The organism is Pseudomonas sp. B16(2017) (genome assembly GCF_002113205.1).
Classification (GTDB): Bacteria; Pseudomonadota; Gammaproteobacteria; order Pseudomonadales; family Pseudomonadaceae; genus Aquipseudomonas; species Aquipseudomonas pharyngis.
The window spans coordinates 64,924-77,840 of sequence record NZ_NEKA01000018.1 but is presented as its reverse complement, the minus strand read 5'-3'; the positions used below and the strand labels follow the sequence as shown (position 1 = coordinate 77,840).

Here is a 12,917-nt window from a genome sequence, read left to right as displayed (position 1 = left end):
TGTGGCGCTCGGAGGTGGGTTGCGTTGGATCGATCCTAGGGCTGAGAATCAGCACAATCAAAAAATTGTCATGGATACAAGCCGACATGCCGCGCTCCCGCTACAAGACCCTCGTCGACACCTATGCCGCCGACATCCGCGCTGGTCGCCTGTTGCCCGGCACGCGTTTGCCGACTCACCGGCAATTGGCAGCCAGTGAAGGGCTGGCGCTGGTCACGGCCTCGCGCGTATACGCCGAGCTCGAGGCCATGGGCCTGGTCAGCGGCGAAGCCGGGCGCGGCACGTTCGTGCGGGAAACGTCGTTGTTGCCGGGGCAGGGCATCGACCAGAAAGACGTCGCGGTGGGCATGATCGATCTGAACTTCAACTACCCGTCATTGCCGGGGCAGGCCGAGTTGTTGCGCACTGCGTTGCGGCAACTGGCATTGTCCGGCGACCTTGAAGCGCTGCTGCGCTATCAGCCCCACGCCGGTCGCCAGCATGAACGGGCCTCGGTGGCGCGGCACCTGCAAACACGCGGTTTGAGTGTCGAGGCCGAGCAGGTGCTGATCGTCAACGGCGCGCAGCAAGGGCTGGCAGTCACGTTGATGGCGCTGTTCAAGCCCGGCGATGTGATCGCCGCCGACGCCTTGACCTATTCGGGATTCAAAGTGCTGGCCGAAGCGCTGCACCTTGAAGTGGTCTCGATTCCCGTCAATGAGCAGGGCCCCGATCTGGCGGCCCTCGACAAACTCTGCCGCCAACGACCGGTGCGTGCGGTGTACAGCATGCCGACCCTGCACAATCCACTGGGCTGGGTGATGCCTCTGGAACAACGTGAGGATTTGATCGCGATTGCCCGCCGGCATGATCTGACAATCATCGAGGACGCGGCCTACGCCTTTCTGGTCGAGAACCCGCCACCCCCGTTGGCGGTTCTGGCACCGGAACGCACGGTCTACGTGTCGGGCCTGTCGAAAAACATCGCCACCGGCCTGCGGGTCGGCTTCATCGCCGCGCCGGTCGAGCGGGTGGCGGCGCTGGAGCGGATCATCCGCGCGACCACCTGGAACACCCCCGGCGTGATGACCGCCATCGCCTGCGGCTGGCTCGACGACGGCACCGTCAATTTGCTCGAAGCACAAAAACGCAGCGACGCCCAGGCCCGGCAAGCCCTGGCCGCGCAGATTCTCGAAGGACTGCCGACTGTCGGCCATCCCTCTTCGTATTTTCTTTGGCTGCCGCTGCCGGAAGATATTCGGGCCGACCACATCGTGGTCGAGTTGATGCACGAACAGGTTTCCGTCACCACCGCCGAGCCCTTCACCGTGTCCACCCATGTGCCCCACGCGATTCGTCTGGCGTTGGGATCGGTGGACATGCTTGCCCTGCGTCAAGCCTTGCTCAAAGTCCGCCAGGTCGTGGGCGCCTACCTGTAGCGCAAGTGACCGCGCAGGATTACCCTTGGCGCCGCCGAAGACCTGGAAATCCCTGATGAAAAACGCTGCACTGACTTTCGCCCTGATCCTCAACGCTGGCCTGTTCTGCACGCCGACACTGGCTGCCGGTGACGCCGAGGCCGGCGCAAAAATCTTCCCGCGCCTGTGCGGCGGTTGTCATCAAGTCGGCGAATCTGCCCGGCCGGGATTCGGTCCGGAACTCAACGGCATCATCGGCCGCCCGGCGGGGACGTCGGCGAATTACGTGTACTCCGACGCCATGAAAAACTCCGGCCTGACCTGGGATCGTGAAACGCTGACGAAGTATCTGAAGGATCCGAAGGGCGTGGTGCCGGGGACGCGGATGATCTTTTGGGGGCTGAGTGACGAGGAGAAGATTGATAATTTGTTGGCGTATCTTCAGACCTTTTCTCGGCAATGAAGAATCTGTGCAGGGGCTGCGCGATGCAGTTCCCGTTCACTGTGATGAACTGCCGGCAGTGATTGCCCGGTTGATGACACGGTTCTGGACCCGGTTGAAGACCAACACCTGATTCAATTGCAGGTCAGCCGAGTCCGGCCACTTCGGTGAGTGACGTCTGGCAGGCTACGCGATTACGACCCGCGGCTTTCGCCTGATACAACTGTTGATCAGCACGTTTGAGCAGTGCTGTCGGAGCATTGTCGGCCGGGTCGGCAAGGCCGACACCGATGCTGACCGTCACCGGGCCGACCGTTGGAAAGCTCGCTGCGGCAATCGCTGATCGAATCTTTTCGGCGACGATATCGGGCGTATCGGGCTTGGCGATTTCCGGCAGCAGCACCGCAAATTCTTCGCCTCCGTAACGGGCGACGAAATCCGTGCTCCGGATGCTGATCTGGATCAGCTGCGCCAATTGCTGCAGTACGTCGTCGCCGGCCGCATGGCCGTGAGTGTCGTTGATGTGCTTGAAGTGATCGGCATCAATCAGAAGCAATGCAAACGGCCGCCCGGTACGACGGAACAGCAGGCTGTATTCGGTGAGTTTTTCGTCGAAGCGGCGGCGGTTATAGACACCGGTCAAGCCATCGTGGGTGGCCAGGTTCAGCAGCTCGGCGTTGGCCAGGGTCAGGGCCGCCGTGCGTTGGGCGACGGTGGCTTCGAGCGAAGCGTTGGTCTCTTGCAGCTCACGCTCCTTGGCAAGCAGCGACTGGGTCATAGCATCGATGGACTGGCCGAGCTGGGCAATTTCCCGCACGGGATGCTGGAGAGGGAAGTGGGCCCCCGGTTGGTTGTTCTGCACTTTTTGGGCTGAGCGCGCGAGGTGCTCGATGGGCCGACTCAGGTACAGCGCCAGGTAATACGCCACGAATCCGAATGCCACGGCAGCGAAAACACCCAGCAACAGCAATTTATAAAACAGCAGTCGCGCCGGTTGCAGTGCAGTGTCCAGTGGTTGACGCACCGCAATCGACCACGACAGCGCAGTGCCCGTAGGCGTCGGCACAGTCACCTCGCTGGTCAGGTACCCGTTGCCGACGACCCAGCCTGGGGACTTCGGATCCTTGGCCGGCATTTGTTGGCCAACCAGCGCTTCCGGGTACAGCACCTTGCCGTCGTGATCGATTATCAGCGCTTCGATATCCGGCTCCGCCCCCTTGTGCGACATCGCTGCCGATTCGACGATGTGCGTGACCCAGCTCCAGTGCGCATGGGCGCCGAGCACACCGATCACCTGGCCATCGGCGTTGCGGATGGGCGCGGCGAAGTCGATGAAGCGCAGTGGCTCGCCGTTGGGCAGACCTGGCAACAGTTTCGCCAACAAAATGGCTTCGTGCGGATCGCCGGTGTATTCCCCGCGCAGACCGGCCTGAAACCATGGGCGCTGTTGCACGACCTGACCGACCAGCAAACCGTTGACTGCCTGATGCACAAGCCCCTGAGCATCGGTCACCCCCATCCACGCATACTCGGAGCGGGCTTCGGTGCGCAGCTGCATCGATTTGAGAATTGCCGGATTGTCCAGATCGCCGCGTTCCAGATGTGGCGCCCGGCTGAGCAGATAGACCTCCAGTTGCCGCTCGCGCAACTGCTCGCCCAGCAGCGTCGCCGCCGACCGCGCGGTACTCAGCAGCGCATTGCCGCTGGCGCGTTTCATTTGTTCAGTGGCGATATCACCGACGTAAAAGCCCACGCTCAATAGCGTCAGCAGAGACAAACCGGCAAACCAAAGGGTCAGGTGGCTGCGCAGACTGGCTTTGAGCATGGAGAAATGTCTGTCTTTATTGGAGTGGCGCCATGGTATGCGACATCGCGGACGGGCTGCCAGCAAAGCGTTTAATGAAAATCTGCCGAGGCTGATATCAATGAGCCACTTCGTTCGGTAGAGTGTGCGCCGCCCGAGAGACGGATCCCGGGCGTTTACCCATGGAGTCTTGCAGTGAAATACCTCAGCAAAGTAGTCGCCGCCGCACTGTTCGGTGTGGTTCTGGCAGGTTGCACCGGCACCCCGATGAACACCAGACATTACGACAGCAGCCAATACACCGTGATTGGCCACAGCGAAGCCACTGCCACCGGCCTGATGCTGTTCGGCGTGATCCCGATCCGGCAGAACAGCCGTTTCGTCCGTGCGCAAGAGGCCGCCATCCAGGCCAAGGGCGGCGATGCCATGATCAACACTCAGATTCAGGAAAACTGGTTCTGGGCATGGGTCCTGAGCGGCTACACCACCAAGGTCTCCGGTGACGTGGTCAAGCTGAAAACCGTTCAGTAAGCGGCGGTGGATGTGAAAAAGCCCGGCTGATCAGGCCGGGCTTTTTGTTTGTACAGCGGTAGAGCGTTTGATTCAGGCGACGCGGCGTTCCAGCAGACGATCCGAACCCCCTTCAGCGACGCGACGTTCGATCAGGCGATCAGCGCCACCTTCGGCAACGCGACGTTCGATCAGGCGATCAGCGCCACCTTCGGCAACGCGACGTTCGATCAGGCGATCAGCGCCACCTTCAGCAACGCGACGTTCGATCAGGCGATCAGCGCCACCTTCAGCGACGCGACGTTCGATCAGGCGATCAGCGCCACCTTCAGCAACGCGGCGTTCGATCAGACGATCAGCGCCACCTTCGGCAACACGGCGTTCGATCAAACGATCCGAACCACCCTCAGCCACTCGACTTTCAATCAACCGATCCGAACCGCCTTCGGCGATCATGGTGTGGGCGGGTTTGGCTGCAAAAGCGTTGACTGCAAGAACCGAGAAAGCGATGCCGAGAAGGATTTGGCGTTTCATGATCGTGTGCTCCAGGGGTGTTGTTTGTTGGGTATGGAGCCGATGTTACGCCGCGGATTTTTTATGAGAACTTCATTGAGCTGATGGTGACTATCGACGCCAGCAATGAATGCCGTTATCGCTGCATGTGCCTGATTTCATTGGCCAGCCCGTAGGCTTGCTCACGGAGTTCGGCAAATTTTGCATTCAGTTCGCCATAGCCGCGCTTCCAGGCAAATGCACCGTTGATACTGGTTTGTCCGAGCACGACATCATTGAAGGACCCCATCCCGCCATAGGCCGAGAGCAGCCACGTGATTCCGGAATAATCGGAGTCCAGCAATCGTGCGCGAGCTTTTCGCATCCACGCGCTCCAGTGCGCTTCTCCGTCGCTTTCCAGAACACTGATTAACTCATTCAGTACCTTGATCAGCGTTTCGGTTTTCGGGCCCATGTTCAATGAGTGCTCCTTTTGATGAGGCGTAGATACTCAACCAGTGACGGCTTCAAGACGCCGAAGAGTGAGCGTTGCGCAAAGAGCGATCAAACAAGCTGACGCTTCACGTCCAGCGCGATCGAGGCAAAGCCTTTACCTGTGCCCGGATTAGATGTCGAAGTATTTTGCATCGACGAGACGTCCTCCCAGCGATCCACGGATTCAATGTGTTCATGGGAGGCGTCCGTATCGATTTCAAATGCGATGAAACATTCGTTTTGATCCAGCAAAAGTCCGAACAGGCGAGGCATGCCGGGAAAGTCGATTTCCAGTTCCAGCACGATGGACGACGACCAGTCGATGCCTTGGGATTCTCCGTATCGGGCCAGGGCGACAGGTACACCCTGTTTGCGCCATTCACTGGCGCAAAGCATCAAACGATGCGCAACGACTGCGTTTTGCTCCTGCACGTTGAGCTGTTTTTTCTTCAGTAGTCGTTCAATGTCCACGGGAAACCTGAAATTCGCAGCGTCGGGCTAAGAGCTTACCCAGCAAACGCAAAAAGCGCGCGCAAAGAAAAGCCCGGCTGATCAGGCCGGGCTTATCTTTATGCGCTGCTTACTTATGCAACGCGGCGTTCGATCAGGCGATCAGCGCCACCTTCAGCAACGCGGCGTTCGATCAGACGATCCGAACCACCTTCAGCAACGCGGCGTTCGATCAGGCGATCAGCGCCACCTTCAGCAACACGACGTTCGATCAGACGATCCGAACCACCTTCAGCCACGCGGCGTTCGATCAGACGATCAGCGCCACCTTCGGCAACGCGACGTTCGATCAGACGATCCGAACCACCTTCAGCAACGCGGCGTTCGATCAGACGATCAGCGCCACCTTCGGCAACACGGCGTTCGATCAAACGATCCGAACCACCCTCAGCTAAACGACTTTCAATCAACCGATCCGAACCGCCTTCGGCGATCATGGTGTGGGCGGGTTTGGCTGCAAAAGCGTTGACTGCAAGAACCGAGAAAGCGATGCCGAGAAGGATTTGGCGTTTCATGATCGTGTGCTCCAGGGGTGTTGTTTGTTGGGTATGAAGCCGATGTTACGCCGCGGATTTTTTATGAGAACTTCATTGAACTGATGGTGACTATCGACGCCAGCAATGAATGCCAAGACCCTTGTTCTAGGGCGCTAGCGGTCGAATGCACAGCTCTCCGGTGGCGCGGGTCAGGGCCAGATCATGCAGCGCATCGCGGGTCAGACCGGTGCGCGCCTTGGCCAACCACGCCGGGCAGTTCGGGTCGTGACGGTAGGGTGTGAAGTCGGCGTATTGCTGCAGCAGACGGGTTTGCAACTCATCCAGACGCGGGCGAATCTGCTTGCCCAGATCCGGGCGCGGCGTGTCCGGCGCGGCACCGGCCGCTTGCCATTGTGCGAGCAAACCGTACTGCACCAGTTTGTTGGCCTCCATCTGTGCGGCAATCAACTGCGCGACGTCTTCCGGGTCGAGCTTGCGTTCGGCGGCCAACTTGCGGGCGTTGTCGATCACCTGCGCCTCACGGGGACTGTCCTGGATCGGCTTGCCACTGTCCCATTTGGTCAGGGCAACGAGGTCGCCGATGTTCAGGCGTTCGTTCAACGTGTTCACCAATCCTTGCACCACCTCGGGCGAGGGGGCGGCAGCGGCGTGGGCAGTCGTCGTCAAAACAGTCAATAAGGTGCAACTCAGCAGAAATGGGGAACGGCGCATGGGGGGGATTCACTTCCTGTCGTGATGGGGAGGCTATGCACATTGGTCGAGGTGCAGATTACGAAGTTTTAATGCAAACCGGTACGACCTGAACGGCATCGCATACCTTAGACTCTGTCATCAGCTCCCACCCGAGACGGACCTCAATGCAAACCCCCGCTCAATCCCCCCTCTGGAAAACCTACCTGCTGTTCCTGGCCCCGATGGTGCTGTCGAACTTCCTGCAATCGATGTCGGGCACGGTCAACAGCATCTACATCGGCCAGATGCTTGGTACGCAGGCGCTGGCGGCGGTGTCGGGGATGTTTCCGATCATTTTTTTCTTTATCGCGCTGGTCATCGGCCTGGGCGCCGGGGCAGGGGTGTTGATCGGTCAGGCGTGGGGCGCGCGTGAGTCGCACATGGTCAAGGCGATTGCCGGGGCGACGCTGTTGCTTGGGGTATTGATCGGGCTGGTGGCGGCGGTGCTGGGCAGTGTGTTTGCGCGTCAGGCCTTGCAGGGCTTGGGCACGCCGGCGGATGTGCTGGACGATGCGGTGGCCTATGCCCGGGTGATGATGTGGACCTTGCCGTTTGTGCTGGTGTACGTGCTGTTCACCCAGTTGTTGCGCGGGGTGAGCGACACACTGTCGCCGATGTTGGCGCTGCTGCTGTCGACCGTTGTCGGGCTGGCGCTGACTCCGGCGTTCATTCGCGGCTGGATCGGCTTGCCGCAACTGGGCATCCAGAGCGCGGCGGTTGCAGGTCTGGCCGGTACGCTGGCGTCGATGGCGTGGCTGTCATGGAGCCTGATCCGCAAGGGTCATCCACTGGCGCCGGATCGTGAGTTCTTCGCGGCGCTGCGACTGGACGGCGCAATTCTCGGCAAGGTGTTGCGTATCGGCCTGCCGACCGGGGTGCAGATGATTGTTCTGTCGCTGTCGGAGCTGGTGATTCTGGCGCTGGTCAACCAGCACGGCTCGCAGGCGACGGCGGCCTATGGTGCGGTGACGCAGATCGTCAACTACGTGCAGTTCCCGGCGCTGTCGATTGCGATCACCGCGTCGATCCTCGGCGCCCAGGCGATCGGTGCCGGGCGGTTGGAGCGAATGGGCCCGATCCTGCGCACCGGGCTGTGGATCAACGTGTGCCTGACCGGTGGCTTGATCCTGGCGGGTTACCTGTTGTCGCACTGGTTGCTGGGGCTGTTCCTGACCGAAGACTCGACCCGGGCGATGGCCGAGCACCTGTTGCACATCATGTTGTGGAGCCTGTTGATCTTCGGTTTCCAGGCGATCATCGGCGGCATCATGCGCGCCAGCGGCACGGTGCTGGTGCCGGTGGGCGTGGCGATCATCTGTGTGCTCGGTGTGCAGTTGCCGGCGGCCTACTGGCTGGACGGGCAGTTCGGTCTGCAGGGTGTGTGGATGGCGTTTCCGATTGCCTATCTGGGGATGCTGGTGCTGCAGACGCTGTATTACAGACGGGTCTGGCAGCATCAGAAGATCGAGCGATTGGTGTGACGGGCCGGGTGGGCCTGGCGGGGCTGGCGCAAGTGCCGGATGTTTGCTTAAGTCATTCGAGCCCCATCGGGCGCCGGAGCTCTCCATGTCGATTCAATTGTTATTGGCTGCCGCGTGTTGCCTGATTGTCGTCCCTGCTGTGCAGGCGGTGGAGTACACCCGCGTCAATACCACCGCCAGTCAGATCAGTTTCAGCTACAACCAGATGGGCTCGCGGATGTACGGCACGTTCGGCAAGTTCGATGCGACGCTGGATTTCGACAGCGACAATCTCGCCAATGCCCGCACCACGCTGCACATCGACCTGACCAGCATCGACGCCGGCAGTGAGGACGCCAACACCGAGCTGGTGAAACCGGCATGGTTCGACACCGAGAAATTCCCGGTGGCTGTGTTCGAATCGACCCGCTTCAGCCCGGCCGGCGACAACCGTTATCTGGTTAACGGCCATCTCACGCTCAAAGGCATCACCCGTGAGGTGCAGGTGCCGGTGCAACTCAAACCCGACAGCAGCATCGGCATTTTTGACGGCGAACTGGTGCTCAAGCGCGACCAGTTCGGGCTCGGTGCAGGGGAGTGGGCGGACACCGTGGTTTCCAAGGACATCGACATCAGGTTCAAGGTCGTTGCCCCCGCGCAGTGACCGGCCTCAGTACGCTCGCCAATGCCCTGGCATCCAGCGCCATTGGTTGCCGGCCCAGCGGTAATGCCCGGCGACCCAGTGATAACCCGGCGCAGGCATGACCGGAACCACCTCAACGATCGGTGGTGGCCGATGCGGGCGAACCGGTTCGACGACACAGCCCGAGAGGGTGATCGCTACCAGCGCGGCAGCGAGCAAGGATTTGATGGTTTTCGCGGAACGCAGAACGTTCATGGCAACTCCTCAAGGCGTGCGTCGGGAATGAACGCAGCTGAAAAATTGGACGCCAAATCGGCGAAAGATCCGTTCTCGGGCAGATGAAATTTTTGTCAGGCGTGCACAAGGTATGATGTCGCGGTTCGCCGGTCGCTCAACTCGCCCGGCAACCTGTGTTTTACCGTTGGAGTCCGCCCGCCATGCCCCGCATCACCCACTACAAATCCCCATGCCCCGAAGGCGTCAACAGCCAGATCCTGCAGATGGTGGTCGACTATCTCACCGACATCAGCGCTGTAGGGCTGGGCCCGAGCAATCTGCTGTACAACGTTTATCAGTACGCGGTCGGCTACGAGGTGCATCTGTACCTGGAGGCGTTGAACGGCGAGAAGGGCACCGAAGTGGAGCTGCTGGTGGCCACCGACGACGATGATCCGGAGCAGGTGATCGGCTTCCTGTTGTACCTGCCGGTGCAGGGCGATTGGGAGGCGTGCAACGTGGCCTATCTGGCGGTGCGCGAGGGGCATCGGCGTCAGGGTGTGGCCCGTTCGTTGATCGCGGACATGGTGGCGCGTTACCCCCATGCCGAACTGACCTGCAGCGTCGGCAAGGTGCCGTATTTCGAGGCGCTGGGCTTCGAGGTGCTGGGCCAGCTCGAAACGCAGGTGCTGATGAGCACTCGGCATTACCGCAGCAACGGGCTGCGCGGTTTTATCGACACGACACCGATCTACCGTTCGCTGGAAGTGCAGCAGATCCACACCTACCTTCTGCAAAAGCACGGCAAGCGCGCGATGCTCGATGCCGAGAAACAGCGCGACCGGCATCTGGATCAAGTCACTCGGCGCACCGAAGAATTTGTCCGCCAGCGTCTGACCGTCCACTGATCCGGGCAGCGGCAAAAAGCCCTTGTTGCGCTTAGCGCAGCAAGGGTTTTTTTTGTGCCGATGATTTCAGGCCAGTTTCACGTTCATGGTGATGCGCGCCGTGAACACTTTCTTGCCTTCGGCGTCGTGCACATCCACCGGCACGATCTTGTCGCCTTCGGTCTGCCAGTCCAGCGCTTCGCCATTGGCCACGGCGGTCACGTCGGTCTTGGCCTTGGCCAGGTATTCGACGGTCATGCCTTTGGGAATCCAGCGCGCGCCGGCGGGAATCGACACGTCGGTCATCATCCCGGCCGCCAGTTCAGCGGCGTTGCACAGCGCGATGGCGTGCACGGTGCCGAGGTGGTTGGTGATCTCGCGGCGAAACGGCACCTGCACCTGCGCCGAACCTGCCCGCAATTCGGTCACCAGCGGGTTGATGGTGCTGAAGTACGGCGCGACCTGGCAGGCCATCTGGCTGAACGCCTGGGAACCGACACTGTTGAACATGCTGAGAAACTGACTCATGGGGGGGGAGAGCCTCGCGGTTAGGGGATTTACAGAATCATGTTCCGTAACAGAATATTGTTCTGTAACGGAACGGTATTCTGTCTGCGGGAAATCTGTCAACCTGTGCGCGTTTGGATCACCGGCACGGACGTGCCCTTTACCCGGATTTTCAAGGCCCATGGACACCGTAGATCTACTCGAACGCAGCTACCCCGGCCGCCGCGCCGAACTCAAGCGCGACATCTTTCGCAAGGCCCTGCGCCTGTTCAACGAGCAGGGCATCGAGGCCACCACCATCGAAATGATCCGTGCCGAGTGCGACACCAGCGTCGGGGCGATCTACCACCACTTCGGCAACAAGGAAGGGCTGGTGGCCGCGCTGTTCTTCACTGCGCTGGAGGACCAGGCGCGCCTGCGCGACGCCTATCTGGCCGACGCGACGACGACCGAAGAGGGCGTGCAGGCGCTGGTCTACAGCTATGTGGATTGGGTCGAGAACCAGCCGGAGTGGGCGCGGTTCCAGTATCACGCGCGTTATGCCGTGACCCGGGGGCCGCACAAGGATGAACTGGCCGAGCGCAACAAGACCCGCAACCTGGGGCTGCGTACCTGGCTGGGCGAGTCCGGGCGCGCAGATGAACTCAACCAATGCCCGGCCGAACTGTTGCCGTCGCTGATCGTCGGTCAGGCCGACAGCTATTGCCGCGCGTGGTTGTCCGGGCGAGTGCAGGGCAGTCCGAAGGCTCATCGTGAATTGCTGGCTCAGGCCGCGTGGCGTTCGATACGACGCGACCCCGAACACTGATTTTCCGAGACAAAAAAAGAGCCTCAAGACTCTTTGATGGGGAGGAAGTAGAGCCCGCGAGGCTCAAGATGCGCATGAAGCCAGGTGCAGGCTTGATTGGGGTTCAGAGCACCCGCACCTACGCAACGGCTTGGCGGACCAAGAAGCTGCGTAGCTTCATCGTAGGAAGCCGGGAGGGCGGGCTCAAGTACCGTCAGTCACCTGCTTTGGCGGCGCGGGCGGCGGCTCTTTCGACCATCGCAATGATGGTTGCCAATAGCTCGTCACGGGCCTGTACTGCGCTGATTTCGTCGGTGGCTGCCGCTTGCGACAGCGCTTCAGCGGCGCCGAGCATGGCGCGTAATCCTGCCTGTCCGATCTCTGCGCCTTCAGCGAAAGGCGACAGCACGTTGCGGCACTTCTCCAGGAAAATCGCCTCGTATTCGCGCTTGATCCTCTCCAGTTCCGGCGTGCTCGCCAGGGCCGCAATCACCCCCGGAATCTCGTTGCCCTGAGTCAGCACGCAATCGACATACGCCGTGGCAATCACCGTCGCGATGCCATTCAAGGTCGCTTCGGCATTGGCCAGCGCCGCGTCCATCAGCGCCGTCTGGCGCCGGTCGAAATCCTGGTACAGCGCCGCGAGCAAACCGGCGCGGGTGGTGAAGTGGTCATAGACCACCGGTTTGGTCACGCCGGCTTTTTCCGCCAGGTAGCCGAGAGTCAGGGCATCGGTGCCTTCCTCGCGAATCAGCTGCCAGGCCATGTCGAGCAACTGGCGCTGGCGATCTTCCCGGGACAGGCGGCGACGGGGTTGTGCGGGTTCGGGGATTTCAGTGGTTGACATTGCTTATATACCAAACGTAACTTACTGATGGTAACTTACCAATCGTAGCTTATCGAAAGGATAAGCCCTTGGTCAGCAATCACCAACCGGAGATTTCCCCATGCACGCATTGATTGTTGTAGACCACGATGATCCACGTTCGCTGACACGCGCGTTGGCGCAACAGATTGCCAAAGGCCTGTCGGAAAGCGATCCCTCCAACACCTTCGAAATCGCCGACCTGCACGCCGAAGAATTCGACCCGCGCTTCGGCGTGGCTGACTGGGCGGTGCATCACCGCGAATCCGCGCCACCGGCGGACGTGCTGGCCGAGCAGGCCCGCATTGAACGCGCCGACGCGCTGGTGCTGGTCTATCCGGTGTTCTGGTGGTCGATGCCGGCAATGCTCAAAGGCTGGATCGATCGGGTGTTCAGCAACGGTTGGGCGTACGATTTCGACGGTGATAAGACGCTGAAAAAACTCGGACGACTGCGTGTGCACATGGTCGCACTGGGCGGGGCGGATGCAGGCACCTACGAGCGCCACGGCTACGACACGGCGATGAAAGCGCAGATCGATCACGGCATTTTCGATTATTGCGGGGCGACGGTGGCGGGCTCGGCGTTGTTGCTGGAGTCCGAGTCGAGCGATCCTGCGGTGCAGCTGCAGGCGGCGCGCGAAATGGGCCTCGGACTGTTCCGCTGAAACCGG

17 protein-coding genes are annotated in these 12,917 nt (G+C 60.7%); 8 read left to right on the top strand and 9 right to left on the bottom strand.

From position 1 onward, the window contains the following. Window positions 1–86 precede the first annotated feature (86 nt). Together CAG25_RS25085 and CAG25_RS25080 are read left to right on the top strand one after the other, a co-directional pair. Window positions 87–1,418, top strand: a complete 1,332-nt coding sequence (locus CAG25_RS25085) for a PLP-dependent aminotransferase family protein (RefSeq protein ID WP_085613243.1) — start codon at window positions 87–89, stop codon at window positions 1,416–1,418. Between the two features lie 55 nt (window positions 1,419–1,473). After that, window positions 1,474–1,860, top strand: a complete 387-nt coding sequence (locus CAG25_RS25080) for a c-type cytochrome (RefSeq protein ID WP_085613266.1) — start codon at window positions 1,474–1,476, stop codon at window positions 1,858–1,860. 124 nt (window positions 1,861–1,984) lie between these two features. Here CAG25_RS25080 and CAG25_RS25075 read toward each other — a convergent pair whose 3' ends face one another. Beyond that, window positions 1,985–3,664, bottom strand: a complete 1,680-nt coding sequence (locus tag CAG25_RS25075) for a diguanylate cyclase (protein ID WP_085613242.1) — start codon at window positions 3,662–3,664, stop codon at window positions 1,985–1,987. A 174-nt stretch (window positions 3,665–3,838) separates the two neighbouring features. Between CAG25_RS25075 and CAG25_RS25070 the strand changes: the two genes are divergently transcribed. Further along, entirely contained in the window at window positions 3,839–4,174 is a 336-nt protein-coding gene (locus CAG25_RS25070; protein ID WP_039767351.1) for a hypothetical protein, read from the top strand. Between the two features lie 72 nt (window positions 4,175–4,246). Here the strand turns inward: CAG25_RS25070 and CAG25_RS25065 are convergent, their stop codons facing one another. From CAG25_RS25065 to CAG25_RS25045, 5 genes are all read right to left on the bottom strand, one after another. After that, window positions 4,247–4,687: a phage infection protein gene (locus CAG25_RS25065; RefSeq protein WP_085613241.1), complete on the bottom strand. Its 441-nt coding sequence runs from the start codon at window positions 4,685–4,687 to the stop codon at window positions 4,247–4,249. A gap of 115 nt (window positions 4,688–4,802) precedes the next feature. Further along, entirely contained in the window at window positions 4,803–5,120 is a 318-nt protein-coding gene (locus tag CAG25_RS25060) for a hypothetical protein (RefSeq protein ID WP_085613240.1), read from the bottom strand. 89 nt (window positions 5,121–5,209) lie between these two features. Then, window positions 5,210–5,611 carry a hypothetical protein gene (locus tag CAG25_RS25055; RefSeq protein WP_085613239.1) on the bottom strand — a complete coding sequence of 134 codons (402 nt, stop codon included), beginning with the start codon at window positions 5,609–5,611 and terminating at the stop codon, window positions 5,210–5,212. Between the two features lie 113 nt (window positions 5,612–5,724). Continuing rightward, window positions 5,725–6,165: a phage infection protein gene (locus tag CAG25_RS25050; protein WP_085613238.1), complete on the bottom strand. Its 441-nt coding sequence runs from the start codon at window positions 6,163–6,165 to the stop codon at window positions 5,725–5,727. A gap of 126 nt (window positions 6,166–6,291) precedes the next feature. Next, a complete protein-coding gene (locus tag CAG25_RS25045) occupies window positions 6,292–6,858 on the bottom strand; it encodes a chorismate mutase (protein ID WP_085613237.1) in 567 nt (188 codons plus the stop codon). A gap of 146 nt (window positions 6,859–7,004) precedes the next feature. On the opposite strand from CAG25_RS25045, the gene CAG25_RS25040 reads away from it, so the two are divergent. After that, window positions 7,005–8,360, top strand: a complete 1,356-nt coding sequence (locus tag CAG25_RS25040; RefSeq protein WP_085613236.1) for an MATE family efflux transporter — start codon at window positions 7,005–7,007, stop codon at window positions 8,358–8,360. An 85-nt stretch (window positions 8,361–8,445) separates the two neighbouring features. After that, window positions 8,446–9,003, top strand: coding sequence for a YceI family protein (locus CAG25_RS25035; RefSeq protein WP_085613235.1), 558 nt, complete (start codon window positions 8,446–8,448; stop codon window positions 9,001–9,003). 6 nt (window positions 9,004–9,009) lie between these two features. On the opposite strand, the gene CAG25_RS25030 is transcribed toward CAG25_RS25035, so the two are convergent. After that, complete coding sequence (locus CAG25_RS25030) at window positions 9,010–9,237, bottom strand: YXWGXW repeat-containing protein (protein WP_039767335.1); 228 nt, start codon at window positions 9,235–9,237, stop codon at window positions 9,010–9,012. A gap of 182 nt (window positions 9,238–9,419) precedes the next feature. On the opposite strand from CAG25_RS25030, the gene CAG25_RS25025 reads away from it, so the two are divergent. Next, window positions 9,420–10,106 (top strand): GNAT family N-acetyltransferase, encoded by a 687-nt coding sequence (locus tag CAG25_RS25025; RefSeq protein WP_085613234.1) that lies wholly within the window; start codon window positions 9,420–9,422, stop codon window positions 10,104–10,106. A 66-nt stretch (window positions 10,107–10,172) separates the two neighbouring features. Here the strand turns inward: CAG25_RS25025 and CAG25_RS25020 are convergent, their stop codons facing one another. Next, window positions 10,173–10,613 (bottom strand): hotdog fold domain-containing protein, encoded by a 441-nt coding sequence (locus CAG25_RS25020; RefSeq protein ID WP_085613233.1) that lies wholly within the window; start codon window positions 10,611–10,613, stop codon window positions 10,173–10,175. 160 nt (window positions 10,614–10,773) lie between these two features. On the opposite strand from CAG25_RS25020, the gene CAG25_RS25015 reads away from it, so the two are divergent. After that, window positions 10,774–11,400: a TetR/AcrR family transcriptional regulator gene (locus CAG25_RS25015; RefSeq protein WP_085613232.1), complete on the top strand. Its 627-nt coding sequence runs from the start codon at window positions 10,774–10,776 to the stop codon at window positions 11,398–11,400. A 193-nt stretch (window positions 11,401–11,593) separates the two neighbouring features. Here the strand turns inward: CAG25_RS25015 and CAG25_RS25010 are convergent, their stop codons facing one another. Continuing rightward, window positions 11,594–12,226 (bottom strand): TetR/AcrR family transcriptional regulator, encoded by a 633-nt coding sequence (locus CAG25_RS25010; RefSeq protein WP_085613231.1) that lies wholly within the window; start codon window positions 12,224–12,226, stop codon window positions 11,594–11,596. A gap of 100 nt (window positions 12,227–12,326) precedes the next feature. Here CAG25_RS25010 and CAG25_RS25005 point away from each other — a divergent pair, with 100 nt between their 5' ends. After that, window positions 12,327–12,911 (top strand): NAD(P)H-dependent oxidoreductase, encoded by a 585-nt coding sequence (locus CAG25_RS25005; RefSeq protein ID WP_085613230.1) that lies wholly within the window; start codon window positions 12,327–12,329, stop codon window positions 12,909–12,911. Window positions 12,912–12,917 lie beyond the last annotated feature (6 nt).

What these genes read in the sequence shown, in the direction of transcription:
- CAG25_RS25085 (WP_085613243.1), top strand. Translation starts at nt 87, where the DNA reads ATGCCGCGCTCCCGCTACAAGACCCTCGTCGACACCTATGCCGCCGAC.
- CAG25_RS25080 (WP_085613266.1), top strand. Translation starts at nt 1,474, where the DNA reads ATGAAAAACGCTGCACTGACTTTCGCCCTGATCCTCAACGCTGGCCTG.
- CAG25_RS25075 (WP_085613242.1), bottom strand. Translation starts at nt 3,664, where the DNA reads ATGCTCAAAGCCAGTCTGCGCAGCCACCTGACCCTTTGGTTTGCCGGT.
- CAG25_RS25065 (WP_085613241.1), bottom strand. Translation starts at nt 4,687, where the DNA reads ATGAAACGCCAAATCCTTCTCGGCATCGCTTTCTCGGTTCTTGCAGTC.
- CAG25_RS25060 (WP_085613240.1), bottom strand. Translation starts at nt 5,120, where the DNA reads ATGGGCCCGAAAACCGAAACGCTGATCAAGGTACTGAATGAGTTAATC.
- CAG25_RS25050 (WP_085613238.1), bottom strand. Translation starts at nt 6,165, where the DNA reads ATGAAACGCCAAATCCTTCTCGGCATCGCTTTCTCGGTTCTTGCAGTC.
- CAG25_RS25045 (WP_085613237.1), bottom strand. Translation starts at nt 6,858, where the DNA reads ATGCGCCGTTCCCCATTTCTGCTGAGTTGCACCTTATTGACTGTTTTG.
- CAG25_RS25040 (WP_085613236.1), top strand. Translation starts at nt 7,005, where the DNA reads ATGCAAACCCCCGCTCAATCCCCCCTCTGGAAAACCTACCTGCTGTTC.
- CAG25_RS25035 (WP_085613235.1), top strand. Translation starts at nt 8,446, where the DNA reads ATGTCGATTCAATTGTTATTGGCTGCCGCGTGTTGCCTGATTGTCGTC.
- CAG25_RS25030 (WP_039767335.1), bottom strand. Translation starts at nt 9,237, where the DNA reads ATGAACGTTCTGCGTTCCGCGAAAACCATCAAATCCTTGCTCGCTGCC.
- CAG25_RS25025 (WP_085613234.1), top strand. Translation starts at nt 9,420, where the DNA reads ATGCCCCGCATCACCCACTACAAATCCCCATGCCCCGAAGGCGTCAAC.
- CAG25_RS25020 (WP_085613233.1), bottom strand. Translation starts at nt 10,613, where the DNA reads ATGAGTCAGTTTCTCAGCATGTTCAACAGTGTCGGTTCCCAGGCGTTC.
- CAG25_RS25015 (WP_085613232.1), top strand. Translation starts at nt 10,774, where the DNA reads ATGGACACCGTAGATCTACTCGAACGCAGCTACCCCGGCCGCCGCGCC.
- CAG25_RS25010 (WP_085613231.1), bottom strand. Translation starts at nt 12,226, where the DNA reads ATGTCAACCACTGAAATCCCCGAACCCGCACAACCCCGTCGCCGCCTG.
- CAG25_RS25005 (WP_085613230.1), top strand. Translation starts at nt 12,327, where the DNA reads ATGCACGCATTGATTGTTGTAGACCACGATGATCCACGTTCGCTGACA.